The following is a 21,507-nucleotide window of genomic DNA, read 5'->3' on the forward strand; positions in this document are numbered from 1 at the left end:
ACTCACATCCGGAAGACGCCGAAGCCCTCGGCGCCCCTGATCGGTCCATTGTGGATGGCGGACAGGCACAGCCCGAGCACGGTGCGGGTGTCGCGCGGGTCGATGATGCCGTCGTCGTAGAGCATGCCGGACAGGAACATCGGCATCGACTCGGCCTCGATCCGCTGCTCGACCATGGCGCGCATCGCGGCGTCGGCGTCCTCGTCGTAGGGCTGGCCACGCCCGGCGGCCGACTGCCGGGCGACGATCGAGAGCACGCCGGCCAGCTGCGCCGGGCCCATCACGGCGGACTTGGCGCTGGGCCACGCGAACAGGAACCTCGGCCCGTAGGCGCGGCCGCACATGCCGTAGTGCCCGGCCCCGTAGGAGGCGCCCATCAGCACGGACAGGTGCGGCACCGTCGAGTTGGACACCGCGTTGATCATCATGGCGCCGTGCTTGATGATGCCGCCCTGCTCGTACTCCTTGCCGACCATGTACCCGGTGGTGTTGTGCAGGAACAGCAGCGGCGTGTCGGTCTGGTTGGCGAGCTGGATGAACTGGGTGGCCTTCTGCGACTCCTCGCTGAACAGCACCCCGCGGGCGTTGGCGAGGATGCCAACCGGGTAGCCGTGCAGGTTCGCCCAGCCGGTGACCAGGCTGGTGCCGTAGAGCGGTTTGAACTCGTCGAAGTCGGAGCCGTCGACGATCCGGCCGATCACCTCACGCGGGTCGAACGGGATCTTCAGGTCGGCCGGCACGATCCCGAGCAGGTCCTGCGGGTCCAGCAGCGGCTCGGGGTGGTCCGGTTTCGGCGCCGGCCCCTGCTTGCGCCAGTTGAGCCGCTTGACGATGCTGCGGCCGATGCGGATCGCGTCCTGCTCGTCGTGGGCGAGGTAGTCGGCCAGCCCCGAGGTGCGGGCGTGCATTTCCGCACCGCCCAGCGATTCGTCGTCGGACTCCTCCCCGGTGGCCATCTTGACCAGTGGCGGGCCGCCGAGGAACACCTTGGCGCGTTCTTTGACCATCACCACGTAGTCGGACATGCCGGGCAGGTAGGCGCCGCCGGCCGTGGAGTTGCCGAACACGAGCGCGATGGTCGGGATCCGGGTCGCCGAGGAGGTGGTCAGGTTGCGGAACGTGCGCCCGCCTGGGATGAAGATCTCCTTCTGGGTGGGCAGATCCGCGCCACCGGACTCGACCAGGTTGATCGTCGGCAGCCGGTTCTCCGCCGCGATCTCGGCGGCCCGCAGGCCCTTCTTCAGGCTGGACGGGTTGCTCGCGCCGCCCTTCACGGTCGGGTCGTTGGCGATGATCATGCACTCGACGCCTTCCACGACCCCGATGCCGGTGACCAGGCTGCCACCGACGTGGTAGTCGGTGCCCCACGCGGCCAGCGGCGAGAGCTCCAGGAACGGCGAGTCCTCGTCGACGAGCAGCTCGATCCGCTCGCGGGCGAGGAGCTTCCCGCGTGTGCGGTGCCGCTCGACGTACTTCTCGCCGCCGCCCGCGATCGCCTTGGCGTGCTCGCCTGCCAGTTCGGCGAGCTTGGCCTCCATCGCCTCCCGGTTGGCCGCGAACTCCGGGCTGTCGGTGTCCACTCCGGACCGGATCACGCTCAAGCCGTGTACCCCAATCTCTTCGCCGCGAGACCCGCCAGGATCTCGTTGGTGCCGCCGCCGATGCCGAGGATGCGGACATCGCGGTAGTGCCGCTCCACTTCGGACTCCCGCAGGTACCCGAGGCCGCCGTGCAGCTGGACCGCCTCGCTCACGACCCACTCGGCCGTCTCGACCGCGGTGTTCTTCGCGAAGCACGCCTCCGCGATGACCTCCTCGCCCGCCACGAACCGCTGCGCGACGTGCCGCGTGTAGACGCGCGCCAGCTCAGTCCGCCGGGCCATCTCCACCAGCTTGTGCTGCACGAGTTGCCGTGAGATCAGCGGCCGGCCGAACGTCTCCCGCAGCCGGCACCACTGCACGGTCAGATCGAGCGCGCGCTGCGCCGTCGCGTAGCCCTGCACCGCGAGCGAGAGCCGTTCGGTGACGAAGTGGGTGGCGATCTGGAGGAAGCCGGTGTTCTCCTCGCCGACCAGGTTCGCCGCGGGCACCCGGGCGTCGGCGAAGGACAGTTCCGCGGTGTCCGAGCAGTGCCAGCCCATCTTCTCCAGCTTGCGGCTCACGGTGAACCCGGGCGTGCCGCGCTCGACGACCAGCAGCGACACCCCGTGCGCTCCCGGGCCGCCGGTGCGTACCGCGGTGGTCACGAAGTCGGCGCGGGTGCCGGAGGTGATGTAGGTCTTGGCGCCGTTGACGACGTAGTGGTCGCCCTCGCGGCGGGCGGTGGTGCGGATACCGGCCACGTCCGAGCCGCCGTCGGGCTCGGTGATCGCCAGCGACCCGATGAGCCTGCCCTCGATCGTCGGCCGCACCCAGCGGTCGATCTGCGCCGGGTCACCGGCCGTGACCAGGTGCGGCAGCGCGATCCCGTTGGTGAACAGCGAGGCGATCAGGCCGCCGGAGCCACCCGCGGACAGGATTTCCTCGGTCACGGTCATCGCGTCGAGGAAGTTCCCGCCACCACCGCCCACGGCCTCCGGGAAGGACACGCCGAGCAGGCCGATCTCCCCGGCCTTGCGGTGCAGGTCCCGCGGCAGTTCCCCGGCGCGTTCCCACGCGTCCAGGTGCGGCAGCACCTCGGCCTCGACGAACCGGCGCACGGTCTCGCGCAGCGCGGTCCGCTCCGGTGTGGCGAACGGGCCGTTCACAGCAGTACCTCCGGGATGTCGGCGTGCCGGGAGCGCAGCCACTCGCCCAGCGCCTTGGCCTGCGGGTCGAACCGGGCCTGCGACGCCACGCCCTGCCCGAGCAGCCCTTCGACGACGAAGTTGAGCGCACGCAGGTTCGGCAGGACGTACCGGCGGACGGGGAGGTTCGCGGTCTCCGGCAGCAACCGGCGGAACTCCGCGACGGTGAGGAAGTGCGCGAGCCATCGCCACGCCTCGTCCGACCGGACCCACACGCCGAGGTTCGCGTCGCCGCCCTTGTCACCGCTGCGGGCGCCGGCGATCGTGCCGAGCGGCACCCGGCGGGTCGCCCCGGCCGGCAACACCTCCGGCAGCCGGGGCTCGTCCACTTCGGACAACTCCAGGGTCCTGGCCGGGGCCGCGATGTCCACCCGGGACCCGTCGGGCAGGACGGCCACGTGCGGCACCTCGGCGGCGTCCACGTAGGCCGCCGTGTACACGCCGTAGGGTGAGGCGTCCGAGGGCGGCGCGGTGACGTGGAAGCCGGGGTAGCTCGCCAGCGCCAGTTCGATGGCTGCGCCGCTGAACGCCCGCCCGGCCACCTTCGGGTCGGCGTCCTTGACCGCGCAGTGCAGCAGGGCGCTCGCCCGCTGCTCGGTGTCGGCGTCCGCGTGATCGGTGCGGGCCAGGGTCCACCGGATCTCCGCCGGCGGCCGGTCTGCGAGCGCGCCTTCGAGCTGGGCGCGCACCAGGGCCGCCTTGGCGTCGATGTCCAGCCCGGTCAGCACGAACGTGGTCTCGTTGCGGAACCCGCCGAGGGTGTTCAGGCACACCTTGAGCGTGGGTGGTGGCGGCTCCCCGCGGGTGCCGGAGATCCGCACGCGGTCCGGGCCGTCCCCGGTGAGCGTCACCGTGTCGAACCGGGCGGTGACATCCGGTCCGGCGTAGCGCGGGCCGGTGATCTCGTACAGCAGCTGCGCGGTGACGGTGCCGACGGTCACCGCTCCCCCGGTACCCGGGTGTTTGGTGATCACGCTGGAGCCGTCGGCGGCGATCTCCGCAATCGGGAACCCGGGCGTGCCGAGGTCGTGCTCGGTGAAGAACGCGTAGTTGCCGCCGGTCGCCTGGGCGCCGCACTCGATGACGTGCCCGGCGGCGACCGCGCCGGCGAGCGCGTCGTAGTCGTCGCGGGCCCAGCCGAAGTGCGCCGCCGCCGGGCCGGCCACCAGCGACGCGTCGGTGACCCGGCCGGTGACCACCACGTCCGCGCCGCGCTCCAGGCACGCGGCGATGCCCCAGGCACCGAGGTAGGCGTTGGCGGTCAACGGTTTTCCCAGCCCCAGTTCGTCCGCCCGGGACAGCAGGTCGTCGCCCGCCACGTGCGCCACGGCGACGTGCAGCCCCAGCTCGTCCGCCAGCTGGCGGATCGCCTCCGCCAGCCCGGCCGGGTTCAGCCCGCCCGCGTTGGTGACGATCTTGACGTCGTTCTCCTTGGCCAGGGCCAGGTTCTCGGCCATCTGACGCAGGAAGGTCCGGGCGTAGCCGCGGGAGGCGTCCTTGAGCCGGTCGCGGCCGAGGATCAACATGGTCAGCTCGGCGAGGTAGTCGCCGGTCAGCACGTCCAGCGGACCGCCGGTGAGCATCTCCCGCACCGCGGAGAACCGGTCGCCGTAGAAGCCGGAGGCGTTGCCGATGCGCAGGACGCCGCTCATGCGAACTGTCCCGCCTTGCGCCCGGAACCGGGCGGGCCGGCGAAGGCCTGCGCGATCTCCAGCCACTTCCCGGCGTCCGCGCCGACGGCCACCACGTCGGTGTCGGCCGGGTGCCGCCGCTGGGTGACGATCAGGCAGAAGCCGAGTGCGGACCCGGTGACGCGCTGGGCGGCGTCCGATGGCCCGAACGTCCACTGTTCACCGTCCGTTCCGGACAGTTCGACGCGGAACTCCCCGGCCGGCGCGGCCAGTCCGTGCACCGAGAACGCGAAGTCGCGGGTGCGGACGCCGAACCGCGCGATGTGCCACAGGCGGCGGGTCGGCTCGTGCCGCAGCCCGAGCGCGTCGTGGACGTCCTGCGCGTGGGCCCAGGTCTCCATCAGGCGCGCGGTCGCCATCGACGCCGCGCTCATCGGCGGCCCGTACCACGGAAGCTTCCGCCCCTCCGGTACCTGCGCCAGCTCCTCGGCCAGCTGCGCACGCCCTGCCCGCCACAGTGCCAGCAGCTCCTCGCGCGGCTTTTCGGCCAGGTCCCGCGCGCCCTGGTCGACGAAGTCCGCACCCACCGTCAGCGCCCGCTGCACCTCCGCCGGGAAGTCCTCGGGAGTGCGCACCGCGATCAGCGCCTTGGCGTCGGTCCACGCCAGGTGCGCGATCTGGTGCGCGATCGTCCAGCCCTCCGCCGGGGTGGGGGTCGACCACTCGGCCCCGGCCACCAGCTCGTCCAGCTCCCGGCTCTCGCCGGCCAGGTCCTCCAGGATCGGTCCGGGGTCCGCCACGCCATCCGCCTCCTTGCGCACGCTTCGCAGCGAAGCGTGGCACCCCGGTGCGGAAAAATCAAGCACGCTTGATTGTTTTTCCTAGCACGGTCTGCCGACACGCCCGCATCTTGGGGTACCAGGACGGCGACACCCCAAGATGTAGTCTTCGATCACCGGCGGGGCCGCACGCCTGAAGAGGCGCAGGCGGGCCCTCCGGGACGAGTCGTGCCCACCCCCAGCACGCCGGCACCCAGGCCGGTGTGCCGATGAAACGCGCCCGAAAACGGAGTGATGCATGTCTGTGGAAACCTCCCCGGCGCCGGCAGCCACGCTGCGGGTCATCCGCCGGGACGGTGCCGCGTCGCCCTTCGACGCGAACCGGATCTCCGTCGCGCTGACCAAGGCGTTCCTCGCCGCCGAAGGTGACGAGGCCGCCGGGTCGTCGCGGCTGCACCACGTGGTCGCCGAGCTGACCGAGCAGGTCGAGGCCGCGCTGCGACGGCACGCCACCGGTGACGCCGTGCACCTCGAGCAGATCCAGGACCTGGTGGAACTGGCCCTGATGCGGGGCGGCCACCACAAGGTCGCCCGCGCCTACGTGCTCTACCGCGAGGAACACGCCCGCGCCCGCGAGACCGCGCCGCCGCCCGCGGCGATCCGCGTCCAGCACACCGACGGTGAGCTGCGCCCGCTGGACCGCGATCGCCTCGCCCGCGTCGTCGGCGAGGCCGTCGCCGGGATCGCCGACGTCGCCGTCGAGCCGGTCCTGGCCGAGGCCGAACGCACCCTCTACGACGGCATCAGCACCGACGAGCTGGCGCTGGCCCTGATCATGGCCGCCCGCACGCTGGTGGAGCGCGAGCCCAGCTATTCGGCCGTCACCGCCCGCCTGCTGCTCGACAAACTGCGCGGCGAGGCGCTGAGCCACCTCGCCGGCGAGCCACGCCAGGCGTCGCACGCCGAGCTGGACTACCCCGGCTACTTCCGCCAGTACCTGCGCCGCGCGATCGAGCTGGAGCTGGTGGACCCCGAGCTGGCGGCCTTCGACCTGGACCGGGTGACCGCCGCGATCCGGCCCGAGCGGGACCTCGACTTCGGCTTCCTCGGCCTGCAAACCCTCTACGACCGGTATTTCCTGCACGAGCGCGGCACCCGCTTCGAGCTGCCGCAGGCGTTCTTCCTGCGGGTCGCGATGGGGCTGGCCCTGCGCGAGGACGACAGGGAATCTCGTGCTGTGGAGTTTTACGACCTGCTGTCGAGCTTCGACTTCATGGCCTCGACGCCGACGCTGTTCAACTCCGGCACCACCCGGGCGCAGCTGTCGTCGTGCTTCCTGACGACGGTCGACGACAGTCTGGACGCGATCTTCCAGTCCTACAAGAACAACGCGCTGCTGGCGAAGTACTCCGGCGGCCTGGGCAACGACTGGACGCCGGTGCGCGGGCTGGGCGCGCACATCAAGGGCACCAACGGCACGTCCCAGGGCGTGGTGCCGTTCCTGAAGATCGCCAACGACACCGCGGTCGCGGTCAACCAGGGCGGCAAGCGCAAGGGTGCGGCCTGCGCCTACCTCGAGACCTGGCACATCGACGTCGAGGAGTTCCTCGACCTGCGCAAGAACACCGGCGACGACCGCCGCCGCACCCACGACATGAACACCGCCAACTGGGTGCCCGACGAGTTCCTCCGCCGCGTCGAAGCCGATGGCCGGTGGACCCTGTTCTCCCCCGACGAGACGCCGGACCTGCACGACCTCTACGGCAACGCCTTCGCGCAGCGCTACCGCGAGTACGAAGCCGCGGCCGACCGCGGCGAGATCCGGGTGTTCCGCCGGGTCCGCGCGGTCGAACTGTGGCGGCGGATGCTGACCATGCTGTTCGAGACCGGCCACCCGTGGATCACCTTCAAGGACCCGTGCAACCTGCGCTCGCCCCAGCAGCACGCGGGCGTGGTGCACTCGTCCAACCTGTGCACCGAGATCACGCTGAACACCAGCGCCGACGAGGTCGCCGTGTGCAACCTCGGGTCGGTCAACCTGGCCCGCCACGTCACGGCCGGGGGCCTGGACACCGCGAAGCTGGAGCGCACCGTGCGCACCGCGGTGCGGATGCTGGACAACGTGGTGGACATCAACTTCTACACGATCCCGGAGGCGCGCCGGTCCAACCTGCGGCACCGCCCGGTCGGCCTGGGGCTGATGGGCTACCAGGACGCGCTGTTCACGCTCGGCCTGCCGGTGGACAGCCCGGCTGCGGTCGAGTTCGCCGACCGCAGCATGGAACACCTGAGCTACCACGCGATCGCGGCGTCGGCGGAGCTGGCGCGGGAGCGGGGCGCCTACGAGACGTTCGACGGCTCGCTGTGGAGCCAGGGCGTGCTGCCGATCGACTCGCTGCGGCTGCTCGAGCAGGCCCGCGAGGGCGACGCGCTCGACGTCGACCACTCGTCCACGCTGGACTGGGACGCGCTGCGGGACCGGGTGCGCGGCGGGATGCGCAACTCCAACGTCATGGCGATCGCGCCGACCGCGACGATCTCCAACATCTGCGGCGTGGGCCAGTCGATCGAGCCGCTGTTCCAGAACCTCTACGTGAAGTCGAACATGTCCGGTGACTTCACCGTGATCAACCCGCACCTGGTCGCCGCGCTGAAGGAACGCGGGCTGTGGGACGAGGCCATGGTGGCCGACCTGAAGTACTTCGACGGCAGCCTGGCCCACATCGACCGGGTGCCGGCCGACCTCAAGCGGCTGTACGCGACCGCCTTCGAGATCGACAGCCGCTGGCTGGTGGATGCGGCCTCGCGGCGGCAGAAGTGGATCGACCAGGCGCAGTCGCTCAACCTGTACCTGGCCGCGCCCAGCGGCCGCAAGCTCGACGAGCTGTACCGCTACGCCTGGCACAAGGGCCTGAAGACGACCTACTACCTGCGCGCGCAGGCGGCCACGAGCGTGGAGAAGAGCACGCTGCGCGGTACTGACGGCAAGCTCAACGCCGTCCCCGCAGCCGTTCCCGCGGCCGTTCCCGCGGCGGTCCCGGAACCCGGGTTCGCCGCCTGCCGCATCGACGACCCCGACTGCGAGGCCTGCCAGTGAGCACCATCGACACCGACACGACCGGTCTGGGCGCGATCAGCCGCGGCGCCGACCGGGTGAGCGTGGACGACAAGGCGATGATCAACGCCCGCGCCGACGTCAACCAGCTGCTGCCGCTGAAATACCACTGGGCGTGGGAGAAGTACCTGGCCGGCTGCACCAACCACTGGATGCCGACCGAGGTGGCGATGCAGGCCGACATCGCGCTGTGGAAGTCGCCGGACGGGCTGACCGAGGACGAGCGCCGCATGATCAAGCGCAACCTCGGCTTCTTCGCCACCGCGGAGTCGCTGGTGGCGAACAACCTGGTGCTCGCGGTGTACCGGCAGATCACCAACCCGGAGTGCCGCCAGTACCTGCTGCGCCAGGCGTTCGAGGAGGCTGTGCACACCCACACCTTCCAGTACATCTGCGAAAGCCTGGGCCTGGACGAGGGCGAGCTGTTCAACGCCTACCGCGAGGTGCCCGCCATCACCGACAAGGACGCGTGGGCGCTGCGCTACACCCGCAACCTGGAGAACCCGGACTTCGCGACCGGCACCGCCGAGGCCGACCAGGACTTCCTGCGCGACCTGGTGGCGTTCTACGTGGTGTTCGAGGGGATGTGGTTCTACACCGGGTTCGCGCAGATCCTGTCGCTGGGACGGCGGAACAAGATGGTCGGGATCGCCGAGCAGTTCCAGTACATCCTGCGCGACGAGTCGATCCACCTGAACTTCGGCATCGACTGCATCAACCAGATCAAGATCGAGAACCCGCACCTGTGGTCGCCGGAGTTCCAGGCCGAGGTGCGGGAGATGCTCACGCAGGCGTGCGAGCTGGAGGTCGCCTACGCGCGGGACACCATGCCGCGCGGCATGCTCGGGCTCTCGGCGGCGCTGTGCGAGCAGTACCTGCACTTCATCACCGACCGGCGCGCCCAGCAGATCGGGCTGGCCCCGATCTTCGGGGAGAACGAGAACCCGTTCCCGTGGATGTCGGAGGCGATGGACCTGCGCAAGGAGAAGAACTTCTTCGAGACCAGGGTGACCGAGTACCAGACCGGCGGGTCGCTGGCCTGGGACTGACCGCCGGGTGAAGTTGCCCCTTGCCGGGGGCGGGGGTGGTGCGGGACGGTGGTGATCGCAGCTCTGCGCAAGGAGGCGTGATCGTGACTGTCGCCAGGGCAATCCGGGAACGGGTTCCACCCCTGACCGCCATCCCCCTCCCCCGGGCCGTCGACCGGCGTCTGCTGGACCAGCGGTGGCCGGTGCGGGAGCTCGCCGCACCGCCGCCCGGCAGCGGGCTCGCACCGGTCCTCGGTGACGCGGGCGCACCGGTCCTCGGGCACGCGATCGACTCGATGCGGTTCGGGCTGGACTTCGCGCTGCACCGGTACGCCAAGTACGGGCCGGTGTCGTGGATGGGGGCGTTCGGGCAGCGGATCGTGGTGCTGGCCGGCCCGGACGCCACCCAGGCGGTGCTGGTGAACCGGGACAAGGCGTTCTCGCAGGAGGGCTGGCGGGTCTTCATCGAGCGGTTCTTCCACCGCGGGCTCATGCTGCTGGACTTCGAGGAGCACCACCTGCACCGGCGGATCATGCAGGAGGCGTTCACCCGGGACAAGCTCGCCGTCTACCTGCGGCAGGCCGCGCCGGTGCTGCGTGCCGGCGTGTCGGCGTGGGGCGGGGACCGCCGGCTGCGGCTGTACTGGCTGCTCAAGCGGCTCACGCTGGACGTCGCGAGCCGGGTGTTCATGGACATGCCACCGGGTGCGGACGCCGAGGCGCTCAACCGGGCGTTCGTCGGGACGGTCCGGGCCGCGACGGCGCTGGTGCGGGTGCCGGTGCCGGGCGGCCGGTGGGCGGCGGGCCTGCACGGGCGGCGGGTGCTGGAACGCTACTTCACCGAGAAGCTGCCGTCGAAGCGGCGCAGTGGGGGCGCCGACCTGTTCTCCGCGCTGTGCCACGCGCGCGGCGACGACGGGGCCGAGTTCACCGACGACGACGTGGTCAACCACATGATCTTCCTGATGATGGCCGCCCACGACACCGCGACGATCACCAGCTCCGCGGTGGCCTACCACCTGGCGAAGCACCCCGAGTGGCAGGAGCGGGCGCGCGCCGAGTCGCTGGCGCTGGGCGGCGATCTGCCGGACCTCGAAGCACTGGAGTCGTTGCGGACCCTGGACCTGGTGATCAAGGAGGCGCTGCGGCTGACCGCGCCGGTGCCGTCGCTGCCGCGCATGACGGTGCGGGACACCGAGGTGCTCGGCCACTACCTGCCGGCCGGCACGTTGTGCAACGTCTCGCCGAACACCAACCACTACTCGCCGGACCACTGGACGAATCCGCACGCGTTCGACCCGGAGCGGTTCGCGGAGGGCCGCCGGGAGGACAAGTCGCACCGGTTCGCGTGGATGCCGTTCGGCGGCGGGGCGCACAAGTGCATCGGCATGCACTTCGGGACGAACGAGGTGAAGCTGCTGATGCACGAGATGCTGCGCACCTACCGCTGGTCGGTGCCCGAGGACTACCGGCTGAAGTGGGACTACGTGTCACTGCCCGTCCCGGTCGACGGGCTGACCGTCCACCTGAAGCGCCTACGGTGACGGTGGACGGCGGTGCGCCCGCAGCGCCGCCAGCGCCCGGTCGGCGTGCACGGCCATCCGCAGTTCGCTCTTGATCACGTCCAGCACTCGGCGCTCGGTGCCGATCACGAAGGTCTGCCGCTTGGTCAGCAGCGGGCCGAACGAGCGGCGCACGCCGAACTGCCGGGCCACCGTCCCGTCGGCATCGGACAGCAACGGGTAGTCGAACCCGTGCCGGGCGGAGAACTCCTGCTGCCGCCCCACCGGATCCGGGCTGATCCCCACCCGCTGGGCGCCGACCTCGGCGAACTCCTGGGCCAGATCCCGGAAGTGGCAGCTCTCCGCCGTGCAACCGGGAGTCAGCGCGGCCGGGTAGAAGAACAGCACGACCGGCCCGGCGGTCAGGAGCCCGGACAGGGTGCGCGGCTGCCCCCGCTCGTCGGGCAGGGTGAAGTCCGGGGCGAGCTCGCCCGGCCTCATCCCGTCACCGTGGCATCGGTGTGCTGCTCGATGAGCTGGTCCACCTCGTCCCCGGTCGCGGTTTCGGCCACGAACGCGCCGCGCGCGGCGATCACGCCGTGCCGCCGCAGCCGGTCGGCCTGCTCACGGCTGCGCACACCCTCCGCGCCGATCCGCAGCTTCAGCTCGCGCGCCCGGACGACCAGCTGGTCCAGGTGCCGGGCCGCGGTCTCCGGCTCACCGTCGGCGAGGGCGTCGACCACCGGCCCGGACAGGATCACGTGCTGCACCGGCAGCTGGTGCTGCGGGATCAGCTCGAGGTCGGCCGATCCCTGCACGGTCAGCACCAGCTTGGCGCCGAGGTCGGCCAGCACGGTGAGCGAGTCGAGCACCTCGCCGCGCGGGTCCAGGATCGCCGCGCTGTCGGTGCACAGCCGCAGTGCCTTCGCCGGCAGCTCGTTGCGGTCGAGCTCGTCCTTGACCATCGCCACCAGGTCGGGTTCGATCGCGAGCCGGTTGGGCAGCCGGATGCACACGTCGGGCGCCGCGTCGCCGTAGCGCGCCCGCCACCGCGCGGTCGCCCGCAGCGACTCGGTCAGCAGCCACTTGCCGAGCGGGATCGTCATGCCGGTGGTGTCGGCCAGCGGGAAGAAGTCCTCCGCGGGCAGCTCGCCCAGCTCCGGGTGGTGCCAGCGCAGGCCCGCGTTGACCGCGGCGATCTCGTCCGGGCTGGCGAGCTTCACCGTCGGCTGGTAGATCAGCTCGAACTGCCCGTTCTCCAGGGCACCGGCGATCTCCGCGCCGAGCCGGTAGCGGGCCCGGTCCCGGGCGTCCAGCTCGGGGTCGAACAGCATCCACTGCGCCTTGCCGGCTTCCTTGGCGCGGTGCAGCGCGATCTCCGCCGCGCGCTGGATGTCCTCGACGCCGCCGTCGCGCACGTCCCGCACCACGATGCCGGCGCTGGCGCTGACCCCCACGCCGTGCTCGCCGATGTAGATCGGCTCGGCCAGGTCCTCCAGCGCGGTCTCGACGAGCGTGATCACCTTCGCCGGGGTGAGCTCGCCGCGCAGCAGGACGGCGAACCCGTCCCCGGACAGCCGGGCCACGAGGGCCTCGTGCTCGGTGAAGGTCTGCTTGAGCTTCTTGGCGGCGCCGCGCAGCACCGCGTCGCCGACGCCCGCGCCGAGCCCGTCGTTGATCACCTTGAACCCGTCGAGGTCCAGGTAGATCAGGGCGACCTGACCGTGTGCGGACGGGCCGAGCGCGCTCTCCAGCATGGTGCGGAAGCGGGAGGCGTTGGACAGGCCGGTGAGCGAGTCGTGGATGAGCTGGTGCCGCAGGGTTTCCTGCAGCTCGTGCACCTCGTTCGCGTCGGCCGCCATCAGCACCGGGAACCGGGTGCCGGGCCGGTCCCCGGGCAGGCGGGTGAGGACGACGTCGGCCCAGATACCGGCGTCGTCGGCGTGGGCGAGCCGGATCCGGTCGGTGATGGCCTCGAGGTCGGTCTCGGCGAGCTCGGACAACCCGGCGGTGACCCGCTCGCGGTCCCGGGCGTCGAAGGCCAGGTCGGTGAGACGGCGGCCGCACAGCCGGTCCGGGCGGTGCCCGAGGAACTTGCCGAGCTCCTTGTTGACCTCGACGATCGTGCCGTCCGGGTCCGCCATCGCGATGCCGACGGGCGCGGTGCGGTAGAGGGTGGTGAACCGGCGGACCGCTGCGTCCCGGGCCGACTCGGCCTCGGCCAGGGCGGTGCGGGTGAAGTCGCGGAGGAGGCGCTCCAACTCGTCCGGGGGAAGCGCTACTCCCTCCGTGTCAGCCAGACGCGCGGCCCACTGCCGGGTCAGCTCCGCCAACCCTGGTGCGGGACCAGGTTCCGACACGCTCCACCTCTTCTGTAGAACGACGATGGGCAGGTCAGGCCCGGGGCGGGCACCGACGAACCCGCTCCGGGCCGGTGCCGACCCGGAGTCATGTCACGCCATCACGCCCGAACAGCCATGTCTACCGGCCGAACGTGTGATGATCAGTGTAGATGCAGTCACCAATGGTGATCATTTCGGCTACCGCGGCGCGCCGCGGTCAACACAACGGTCGTCGCCTCTTCCGGGCGACGGGGCCGGCCCGGCGAGCCCGTCGCACCGCGCTCGCGAGCCGTCTCAGCTCCGCGCGTCGAGCGTGGTGTCGATGAACGCGCGAGTGGCCGCGGTGACCGGACCCTGCCGGTGCACCAGCCACTGCGGCAGCCGCTCGGGCGGGTCGAACCGGTAGACGTCCGCGCCGGCGCGGACGGCGAGGTCCGTCCAGCCGTCCGGCATCAGCCCGGCTCCGATGCCCTTGAGCACCATCGGCAGCACCACGCTCCGGTCCCCAGCCTCGGCCGCGATCGTCAGGTCACCGACGGTCGCGGCCAGCCGGTCGAACAGCGCCCGCACCGCGGTGGCCGGCTTGGTCACGACGAACCGCATGCCACGCAGCACCTCGGGGCTCACCGACGGCCCGGGCACGTCGAGCGTGCCGGGCGGTACGACCAGCAGGAACTCCTCGTCCCGCAGGTGGTGGGTGACCAGCCCGCGGCCGGACGGGCGCTCTGCGCTGCCGCACACCCCGACCTCGCACCGGCCCTGCGCCACCATCGCGATCACCTCCGCGGCGGAGACCGCCGCGGAGGTGCTGACCATCACCCCGGGATGGCGCTCGGCCAGCTCGGCGATGACGTTGGTGACCGGTTCCAGTCCGGACGACGAGGTCGCGGCCACGTCCACCCGGCCCGCGGCGCCGTCACCGATCGCGCCCGCCGCGGCGCGCAGCGCGTCGAGGTCGCGCAGCACCAGCCGCGCCCGTCCGGCCAGCGCCTCGCCCGCGGCGCTCAGCACGGCGTGCCGCCCGACGCGGTGGAAGAGCGTGACGCCCAGTTCGTGCTCGAGCTTGCCGATGGCGCGGGACAGCGAGGGCTGCGCGACGTGCAGCGCCTTCGCCGCCGCGGTGAACCCGCCGTACTCCACGATCGCGACGAAGTACTCCAGCTGGCGGCGTTCCATCCCCTCCCCGTCCATAGCGAAGCGCTATGGGAATGGTGTCACAGATGTCTTGGACGTTCGCCCCGTCGAGGGTGTCTACTCGATCCGTGTTCACCACCCGGCCCACGCTGCAGGGCACCCACGGCATGGTGTCGTCGACGCACTGGCTGGCCTCGGCGACCGCGATGGCCGTCCTGGAGGACGACGGGAACGCGTTCGACGCCGCGGTGGCCGCGGGGTTCGTGCTGCACGTCGTCGAACCGCACCTCAACGGCCCGGCCGGCGAGGTCCCGATCATCCTCGCGCCCGCCGGTCAGCCGCCGCGCGTGCTGTGCGGGCAGGGCCCGGCGCCGGCCGGGGCGACGGTTTCGCACTACACCTCGCTCGGCCTCGACCTGGTGCCCGGCACCGGCCCGCTGGCCGCCGCCGTGCCCGGCGCGTTCGACGCCTGGATGCTCCTGCTGCGCGACCACGGCACGAAGACACTGGCCCAGGTGCTCCGGTACGCGATCGGGTACGCCGAGCACGGGCACCCGGCCGTGGAGCGCATCGGTGCGGCGATCGCGGCCGTCCGGGACCTGTTCGAACGGGAGTGGACGAGCTCGGCCGAGGTCTACCTGCGCGGCGGCCGCCCGCCGCGGCCGGGCGAGCTGCTGCGCAATCCGGCGCTGGCCGCGACCTGGCGCCGGGTGATCGCCGAGGCCGAGGCCGCCGGGCCGGGCCGGGAGACCCAGATCGACGCGGCACGGCGGATCTGGCGCGAGGGTTTCATCGCCGAGGCGATCGCCGCCGCGGCGGCACGCCCCACTATGGACACCTCCGGCGAACGGCACGCGGGCACCCTCACCGCCGGCGACCTCGCCGCCTTCGAGGCGCAGTACGAAGACCCGGTCACCTACGACTGGCGCGGGTGGACGGTCGCCAAGTGCGGCCTGTGGAGCCAGGGCCCGGCGTTCCTGCAGCAGCTCGCCCTGCTGCCCGAGGATCTGGAGTACGGCACACCGGACTACCTGCACACCCTCGTCGAGGGCACCAAGCTGGCGATGGCCGACCGCGAGGCGTGGTACGGCGACAACACCGACATCGCCCCGGAAACCCTGCTCTCCCGTGAGTACAACGACGCCCGCCGCGCCCTGATCGGCGCGGACGCGTCCACCGAGCTGCGGCCCGGTGCACCCGGCGGGCGGCAGCCGCGGCTGAGCAAGCAGGCCGAGCTGTCCATCGGTGGCGCCGTGCCCCCGCCACCCGCCGCCGGGACGGGCGAGCCGACCGTCGCCAAGGACGGCGCGACCCGCGGCGACACCTGCCACCTCGACGTCGCCGACCGCTGGGGCAACCTGGTCGCCGCCACCCCGAGCGGCGGCTGGTTGCAGTCCAACCCGGTCATCCCGGCGCTGGGCTTCCCACTGGGCACCCGGCTGCAGATGGCGTGGCTCGACGAGGGCCTGCCGAACTCGCTGGTGCCGGGCCGCCGGCCGCGCACCACGCTGTCGCCGTCGATGGCGTTGCGCGACGGGGTGCCGGTGATGGCGTTCGGCACCCCCGGCGGTGACCAGCAGGACCAGTGGAGCGTGCAGTTCTTCCTCGCCGTCGCGTTGCGCGAGAACGTGCGCGGCGGCCCCGACCTGCAGGGCGCGATCGACGCCCCGAACTGGCACACCGACAGTTTCCCCAGCTCGTTCTACCCGCGTGCGATGCAACCCGGCAGCGTGACCGTCGAATCCCGCATCGGCGATGCCGCGATCGCCGGGTTGCGCCGCCGCGGACACGACGTCACGGTCGCCGGACCGTGGTCGGAGGGCCGGCTGTGCGCGGTCGCCCGCGACCCGGAAACCGGAGTGCTGTCGGCGGCTGCCAACCCCCGGGGCATGCAGGGCTACGCCGCCGGACGGTGATCCCGGCGGCTACCGGAACGGAACGGTCACCAGTCGGCGAGCACCGTCTCGAACGCGAGTTCCGCGGCACCCAGCAGCTTCGCGTCGGAGCCCAGCGCGGAGGTCGCCACCCGCGTGCCGGCCAGCGCGCGGCTCACCATGCTGCGCTCGCGCACCAGCTCCTCCAGGTGCTCGACCAGCGACGACGGCAGTGCCGTGAACAGGTCACCCAGCACGACCAGCTGCGGGCACAACAGGTTGACCACGTTGCCGAGCCCGAGCGCCAGCCACTCGGTGAACTCGGCGAGCTCCTCCAGCGCGCCGCCGTTCGCCGCCAGCAGCCGCAGCTCGTGCACGATCGCGCCGACCGGGCTGTTCTCGTCCAGCCCCAGCGCGCGCGACAGGGCCCGCTCCCCCACCTCGGTCTCCCAGCAGCCGCGCGATCCGCAGTAGCACTGCCGCCCCTGCGGTCGCACCACCATGTGCCCGACCTCGCCGACGTGGTGCCCGCCCGCGCCGCGCATCGACACGCCGTTGGAGATCACCCCGCCGCCGACACCGACGTCCGCACTGATGTAGACCACGTCGTCGAACCCGCGCGCCACGCCCCGCAGGTGTTCGGCGACCGCGCCCAGCTCGGCGTCGTTGCCCATGCGCACCGGCAGGTGCAGCGCACGCGACAGCCACGCCCCGAGCGGGATGTCGGTCCAGTGCAGGTTCGGCGCCTCGTGCACGAACCCGTCGGCGTGCCGGACCACGCCCGGCACCGACACCCCGGCCGCCACCGGTCGCACACCCAATTCGTCGACCAGCGGTCCCGCGGTGTCCACGATCTTGGTGAACACCTCGCGCGGATCGATCGTGGTGGAGCGCATGTTCCACCCGCCGCGCCCGAGGATCTCGCCACCGATGCCGACCAGCGCCATTCCGGCGCGCTCCACCCGGATGTCGATCGCCAGCACCACCGCCGCCTGCGGCTGCGGCAGCACCAGCAGCGACGGACGGCCGGCCCCGCTGCGCTGGGCCGGCAGCCGCTCCTCCACCAGCCCGTCCTCGGCCAGCCCGTCCACCAGTGCCTTGATCGTGCTGCGGTTCAGCCCGAGGTCGGTGGCGAGACTGGCCCGTGTGGACGGACCATGGACGTGTAGCCGGCGCAACAGGGCGGCCCTGTTGTGCCGGCGCACGTCGTCCGGGCGGGTGCCCGCGGTTGGTGTGGTCGTCACCTGCGCTTCCCTGCTGACCGGTAGTGGGCGTTGTGCACCCGCGCCTCAGCGTGCCACCGCGGCGCGCCTGCGCGAGAGCGCGTCGACGGCAGCGGCCACCAGGAGGACCAGGCAGGTGACGATGTTCACTGTAGCTGCCTGGAATCCGAGCAGTCCGAGGCCGTTCTGGACGGTCGCCAGCACCAGGCCGCCGATCACAGCGTCCCGCAGCCGCCCACGGCCGCCGAACAGCGAAGTGCCACCGATGACCGCCGCGCCGACGGCGAACAGCAGGGTGTTGCCACCACCGGAGTTGCCGTCCACCGCGCCGACCTTGGAGCTGTAGACGATCGCGCCGATCGCCGCCACCGACGAGCAGATCACGAACACGCTCATCCGGATCTTGTCGACCTTGACACCCGCGCGCCGCGCGGCCTCCTTGTTGCCGCCGACCGCGTACACGTGCCGCCCGTAGCGGGTGCGATCCAGCACGAACGTGCCCGCCACCAGCAGCGCCAGCACGATCGGCACCACGTAGGGCACGCCGGTGATCGTGGTCAGATCCGGGTTGGGTGAGCGGTTGACGTTGAACAGGTGGGTGGCGACCGCACCGAGCACCAGCACCGCGGCGGCCTTGGCGAGCACGATCGCCGTGGGCTGCGCGACCAGCCCGCGCCGCAACCGTCCGAAGTGGCGGGACAGCACGACCACCGCGTAACCGCCCGCGGCCAGCACGAACAAGAGCCAGCCGGCCAGCACGGACAGGTTGCCGTTCGCGACTTGGTAGAGCACGTTGCTCTGCCGGATCGAAATCGTGCCGCCCTCGCCGACCAGCTGCAGCACCAGGCCGTACCAGCCGATGAACAACGCCAGCGTCACGACGAACGACGGGATGCCCACCTTGGCGACGATCGTGCCGGTCAGCGAGCCGATCACGGTGCCGGCGCAGACCGCCAGCACGATCTCCACCCACGGGTTCGCGGTGAACCCGGCCAGCATGATCACCGGCACGACCAGCGACAGCACCGCGGCGATCCAGACGCGCATCCACACGGCCAGCGCGACGGCCACGATCGACGCGGCGATGAACCCGTAGAACACCGTGGAGCCGAAGTTGCCGAGCAGGTTGCCGTTCTGGGTGAAGTGCAGCGCCATCACCGACGCCGCGACGCCGGAGGCGGTACCCGCGGACAGGTCGATCTCGCCGAGCAGCAGCACCGGCACGATGCCCATCGCGATGATGGTCTGCCCGGCGCCCTGCGAGAACAGGTTCGCGATGTTGTTGAGGGTGAAGAAGCTGTCGGACAGCCCGGCAAACACCACACCCAGCACCAGCAGGCCGAGCAGCGCGGGCAGGGCGCCGAGCTCGCCGCCGCGCAGGCGCCCGAAGTAGTCGCCGATCGCCTCCCGGGTGGACCGGGAGGTGGTGTCGATGCCGAAGTCCGAGATCGCCGCGGCGGGCTGGCCGGAGCCGGGTTTCGTGGAGGTCTCAGTCATGGTCACTTCTTTCGCTCACACGGCCGCGATCTCGGGGCGGGCCAGGCCCAGGTCCCCGGACCGGCCCGCGGTGATCAGTTCGACGACCTGGCTGTTGGTGACGTCCTTGGTGGCGACGTCGGCGGCGAGCCGGCCGAGGTAGAGGGTGGCGATCCGGTCGGCCACCTCGAACACGTCGTTCATGTTGTGGCTGATCAGGACCACGCCCAGGCCCTGTTCGGCCAGGCGGCGGACCAGGTCGAGCACCTGCCGGGTCTGCGCCACGCCGAGCGCGGCGGTCGGCTCGTCGAGCAGCACGACCTTGCTGTTCCACAGCACCGCCTTGGCGATCGCGACGGTCTGCCGCTGCCCGCCGGACAGCGACGCGACGGGCGTGCGCACGGACTTGACCGTGCGCACCGACAGCGAGGCCAGCGTCTTGCGCGCGGCCAGCTCCATCGACGCCTCGTCGAGCAGGCCTTTCCGGTCGCGTTCGCGGCCGAGGAACATGTTCTGGACGATGTCCAGGTTGTCGCACAGGGCGAGGTCCTGGTAGACGACCTCGATGCCCAGGGCCGCGGCGTCGCGCGGGTTGTGGACGTGCACCGGCCGGCCCTCGAACAGGAGCTCGCCGCTGTCGATCGGGTGGATGCCGGCGATGCACTTGACCAGCGTCGACTTCCCGGCGCCGTTGTCGCCGACGAGCGCGGTCACCTCCCCCGCGCGCACCTGCAGGTCCACGTCGTGCAGGACGTGCACCGGCCCGAAGCTCTTGTTGACGCCTCGCAGCGCGAGGACGGGCTCGTTCATGGCTGAACCTCCGCTCTTGATGGAGTCACGTGCGCCGGGGGACGTGCGGGCGGCGGGACCACCGGCCGGCACGTCCCCGGCGCGTTGCGGGTCTTCAGGAGATCCCCAGCTGCTGGCAGGCCACGGCCGTGTCGCCGCCGCAGATCTCCGCGGCCTTGACGAAACCCTGGTCGACCACCGTCTTGACGTTGTCCTTCGTGATCGACTGCGGCGTGAGCAGCACCGACTTGACCGTCCGGTGGCCCGTCGGGTCGTTGGAGGCCTGCTTCGCGATCGAGTCGGCCGTGGCGGTGTCGCCCTTGACCAGCGCGACGGCCAGCTGTGCGGTGGCGTCGACCAGCTGCGGGATCGGCTTGAACACGGTGGCGTACTGGGTGCCCTCGAGAATGGACTTCAGGCCCGCGACAGTGGCGTCCTGCCCGGTGACCGGAACCTTGCCGGCGAGGCCGTTCTTCTGCAGCACGGTGATCACCGCGCCGGCCATGCCGTCGTTGGCCGCGAGCACGCCGTCGACCTTGCCGCCGTTGGCGGACAGGAACTGCTCGAAGGTCGCGCCGCCGACCGCGTTGTCCCACTTGTCGATGCGCTGACCGGCGACCTTCTTCAGCGTGCCCGAGTTGTAGAGCGGGCCCACGACCTCCTGCTGTCCCTGGTAGAACAGGGTCGCGTTGTTGTCGGTCGGGGAACCTTCGATCTCGATGACCTGCGCGCCCGGCTTGGTCTTCAGCGCGTCCGCCAGCGCCTGCCCCTGCAGGCGGCCGACCTGGACGTTGTCGAAGCTGACGTAGTAGTCGGCGCTGCCGCCGAGGTTGAGGCGCTCGTAGTCGATGACCGGCACGCCCTGCTGTTTCGCCTTCTGCTCCACGGTGGCGCCGACGTCACCGCTGGGGGCGGCGATGATCAGCACCTTCACCCCCTGGCTCAGCATGCTGTCGGCCTGCTGCGCGAAGCGCTGGTTGTCGCCCTGGGCATTCTCGATGATCGGGTCGAGGCCCGCCTTCGTGAGCGCCGAGGCCAGCATCGGCTGGTCGAACGCGACCCATCGGGCCGAGGTCGCGGTCTCGGGCAGGATCACGCCGACCTTCGGGCCGCCGTGGCCGGACCCGCCGCTCCCGCTGTCCGTGTGGCCGGCACTGTTCGCTCCGCACGCGCTCAGCGCCAGGGCGAGCCCGGCGCCCGCGGCGGCCAGTGCGAGGGTACTTCTCCGCTTCATTGCGTCCCCTTGCAGGAATGTTGTGACTCACAACAATTGAATGTTGTGGCCGACAACATACGCGGTAACTGCGCCGGAGGGAAGACCGTGCCGGTACCGACCGCCGCGAACCCTGGCATTCCAGGGCGCGCGAGCAGGTCTTCCGGCTCTATTCGGACAGCCCGGCGCGGACCCATGCTGAGCTCCGGGGAGTCCACGGGCACCCTCCGCAGGGGACGGCAAGGAGGCCGAGATGTCCGATCTGCGCAAACTGAGCCTGGAGGAACCGGAAGAAGTCCGGCCGTTCGAGGACGGCTCCGGGCAGCTGGAGCTGGTCAACGTCGAGGGCGGCGCTATCGGCCGGGCCACGTTCCAGCCCGGCTGGCAGTGGTCCAAGCACGTCCAGCCGATCGCGGGCACCGACAGCTGCCAGGCGAGCCACCTGGGTTACGTCCTGTCCGGGCGGATGCGGGTCCGCATGGACGACGGCGACCAGGCCGACTTCGGTCCCGGAGACGTCATGATGATCCCGCCCGGGCACGACGGCTGGGTGGTCGGCGACGAACCGTGCGTCGTGATCGACTGGTCCGGCTACGCCGACTACGCCAAGCGCTGA

Annotated in this window: 16 protein-coding genes; 5 read left to right on the plus strand and 11 right to left on the minus strand. The window is 71.4% G+C overall.

What is annotated here, in order from left to right:
• Nucleotides 1-2: 2 nt before the first annotated feature.
• From FHX46_RS17740 to FHX46_RS17755, 4 genes are read right to left on the minus strand one after another with little or no spacing between them, the layout of a single operon-like run.
• A complete protein-coding gene (locus FHX46_RS17740) occupies nt 3-1,601 on the minus strand; it encodes an acyl-CoA carboxylase subunit beta (protein ID WP_208400188.1) in 1,599 nt (532 codons plus the stop codon).
• Nucleotides 1,598-2,746, minus strand: coding sequence for an acyl-CoA dehydrogenase family protein (locus FHX46_RS17745; protein WP_167116176.1), 1,149 nt, complete (start codon nt 2,744-2,746; stop codon nt 1,598-1,600). Before FHX46_RS17745 ends, FHX46_RS17740 begins: the two co-directional genes overlap by 4 nt.
• Entirely contained in the window at nt 2,743-4,437 is a 1,695-nt protein-coding gene (locus FHX46_RS17750) for an acyclic terpene utilization AtuA family protein (RefSeq protein WP_167116178.1), read from the minus strand. Before FHX46_RS17750 ends, FHX46_RS17745 begins: the two co-directional genes overlap by 4 nt.
• Entirely contained in the window at nt 4,434-5,216 is a 783-nt protein-coding gene (locus FHX46_RS17755) for a TIGR03084 family metal-binding protein (RefSeq protein ID WP_167116181.1), read from the minus strand. Before FHX46_RS17755 ends, FHX46_RS17750 begins: the two co-directional genes overlap by 4 nt.
• 277 nt (nt 5,217-5,493) lie before the next feature.
• On the opposite strand from FHX46_RS17755, the gene FHX46_RS17760 reads away from it, so the two are divergent.
• The 3 genes from FHX46_RS17760 (at nt 5,494) to FHX46_RS17770 (ending at nt 10,882) form a co-directional block, all read left to right on the plus strand.
• The gene (locus tag FHX46_RS17760; RefSeq protein WP_167116184.1) at nt 5,494-8,292 is read left to right on the plus strand and encodes a ribonucleoside-diphosphate reductase subunit alpha; all 2,799 of its coding nucleotides are present in this window, start codon (nt 5,494-5,496) and stop codon (nt 8,290-8,292) included.
• Nucleotides 8,289-9,359, plus strand: coding sequence for a ribonucleotide-diphosphate reductase subunit beta (locus tag FHX46_RS17765; RefSeq protein WP_167116187.1), 1,071 nt, complete (start codon nt 8,289-8,291; stop codon nt 9,357-9,359). The genes FHX46_RS17760 and FHX46_RS17765 overlap by 4 nt, the downstream gene beginning before the upstream one ends.
• Nucleotides 9,360-9,442: 83 nt before the next feature.
• Nucleotides 9,443-10,882, plus strand: coding sequence for a cytochrome P450 (locus FHX46_RS17770; RefSeq protein WP_390622625.1), 1,440 nt, complete (start codon nt 9,443-9,445; stop codon nt 10,880-10,882).
• Here the strand turns inward: FHX46_RS17770 and FHX46_RS17775 are convergent.
• The 3 genes from FHX46_RS17775 to FHX46_RS17785 form a co-directional block, all read right to left on the minus strand.
• The gene (locus tag FHX46_RS17775) at nt 10,874-11,341 is read right to left on the minus strand and encodes a peroxiredoxin (RefSeq protein WP_167116190.1); all 468 of its coding nucleotides are present in this window, start codon (nt 11,339-11,341) and stop codon (nt 10,874-10,876) included. The two genes, FHX46_RS17770 and FHX46_RS17775, sit on opposite strands and share 9 nt — an antisense overlap.
• Complete coding sequence (locus tag FHX46_RS17780; protein ID WP_167121529.1) at nt 11,338-13,164, minus strand: diguanylate cyclase domain-containing protein; 1,827 nt, start codon at nt 13,162-13,164, stop codon at nt 11,338-11,340. Before FHX46_RS17780 ends, FHX46_RS17775 begins: the two co-directional genes overlap by 4 nt.
• 312 nt (nt 13,165-13,476) lie before the next feature.
• Nucleotides 13,477-14,373 (minus strand): LysR family transcriptional regulator, encoded by an 897-nt coding sequence (locus tag FHX46_RS17785; RefSeq protein ID WP_243871296.1) that lies wholly within the window; start codon nt 14,371-14,373, stop codon nt 13,477-13,479.
• A 71-nt stretch (nt 14,374-14,444) separates the two neighbouring features.
• On the opposite strand from FHX46_RS17785, the gene FHX46_RS17790 reads away from it, so the two are divergent.
• Nucleotides 14,445-16,232: a gamma-glutamyltransferase family protein gene (locus tag FHX46_RS17790; protein WP_167121531.1), complete on the plus strand. Its 1,788-nt coding sequence runs from the start codon at nt 14,445-14,447 to the stop codon at nt 16,230-16,232.
• 26 nt (nt 16,233-16,258) lie between these two features.
• On the opposite strand, the gene FHX46_RS17795 is transcribed toward FHX46_RS17790, so the two are convergent.
• The 4 genes from FHX46_RS17795 to FHX46_RS17810 all read right to left on the minus strand — a co-directional run bounded on the left by FHX46_RS17795 (nt 16,259) and on the right by FHX46_RS17810 (nt 20,912).
• Complete coding sequence (locus FHX46_RS17795; RefSeq protein WP_167116193.1) at nt 16,259-17,434, minus strand: ROK family transcriptional regulator; 1,176 nt, start codon at nt 17,432-17,434, stop codon at nt 16,259-16,261.
• Between the two features lie 45 nt (nt 17,435-17,479).
• On the minus strand, nt 17,480-18,910 hold the full coding sequence (locus tag FHX46_RS17800; protein ID WP_167116196.1) for a sugar ABC transporter permease: 1,431 nt from the start codon (nt 18,908-18,910) through the stop codon (nt 17,480-17,482).
• Between the two features lie 15 nt (nt 18,911-18,925).
• Entirely contained in the window at nt 18,926-19,699 is a 774-nt protein-coding gene (locus tag FHX46_RS17805; RefSeq protein ID WP_167097025.1) for an ATP-binding cassette domain-containing protein, read from the minus strand.
• Nucleotides 19,700-19,793: 94 nt separating this feature from the next.
• Nucleotides 19,794-20,912 carry a sugar ABC transporter substrate-binding protein gene (locus FHX46_RS17810; protein ID WP_167116200.1) on the minus strand — a complete coding sequence of 373 codons (1,119 nt, stop codon included), beginning with the start codon at nt 20,910-20,912 and terminating at the stop codon, nt 19,794-19,796.
• Between the two features lie 232 nt (nt 20,913-21,144).
• Between FHX46_RS17810 and FHX46_RS17815 the strand changes: the two genes are divergently transcribed.
• Nucleotides 21,145-21,507 (plus strand): cupin domain-containing protein, encoded by a 363-nt coding sequence (locus FHX46_RS17815; protein WP_167116203.1) that lies wholly within the window; start codon nt 21,145-21,147, stop codon nt 21,505-21,507.

It is taken from the genome of Amycolatopsis viridis (assembly GCF_011758765.1).
In the GTDB taxonomy this organism is placed as follows: domain Bacteria; phylum Actinomycetota; class Actinomycetes; order Mycobacteriales; family Pseudonocardiaceae; genus Amycolatopsis_E; species Amycolatopsis_E viridis.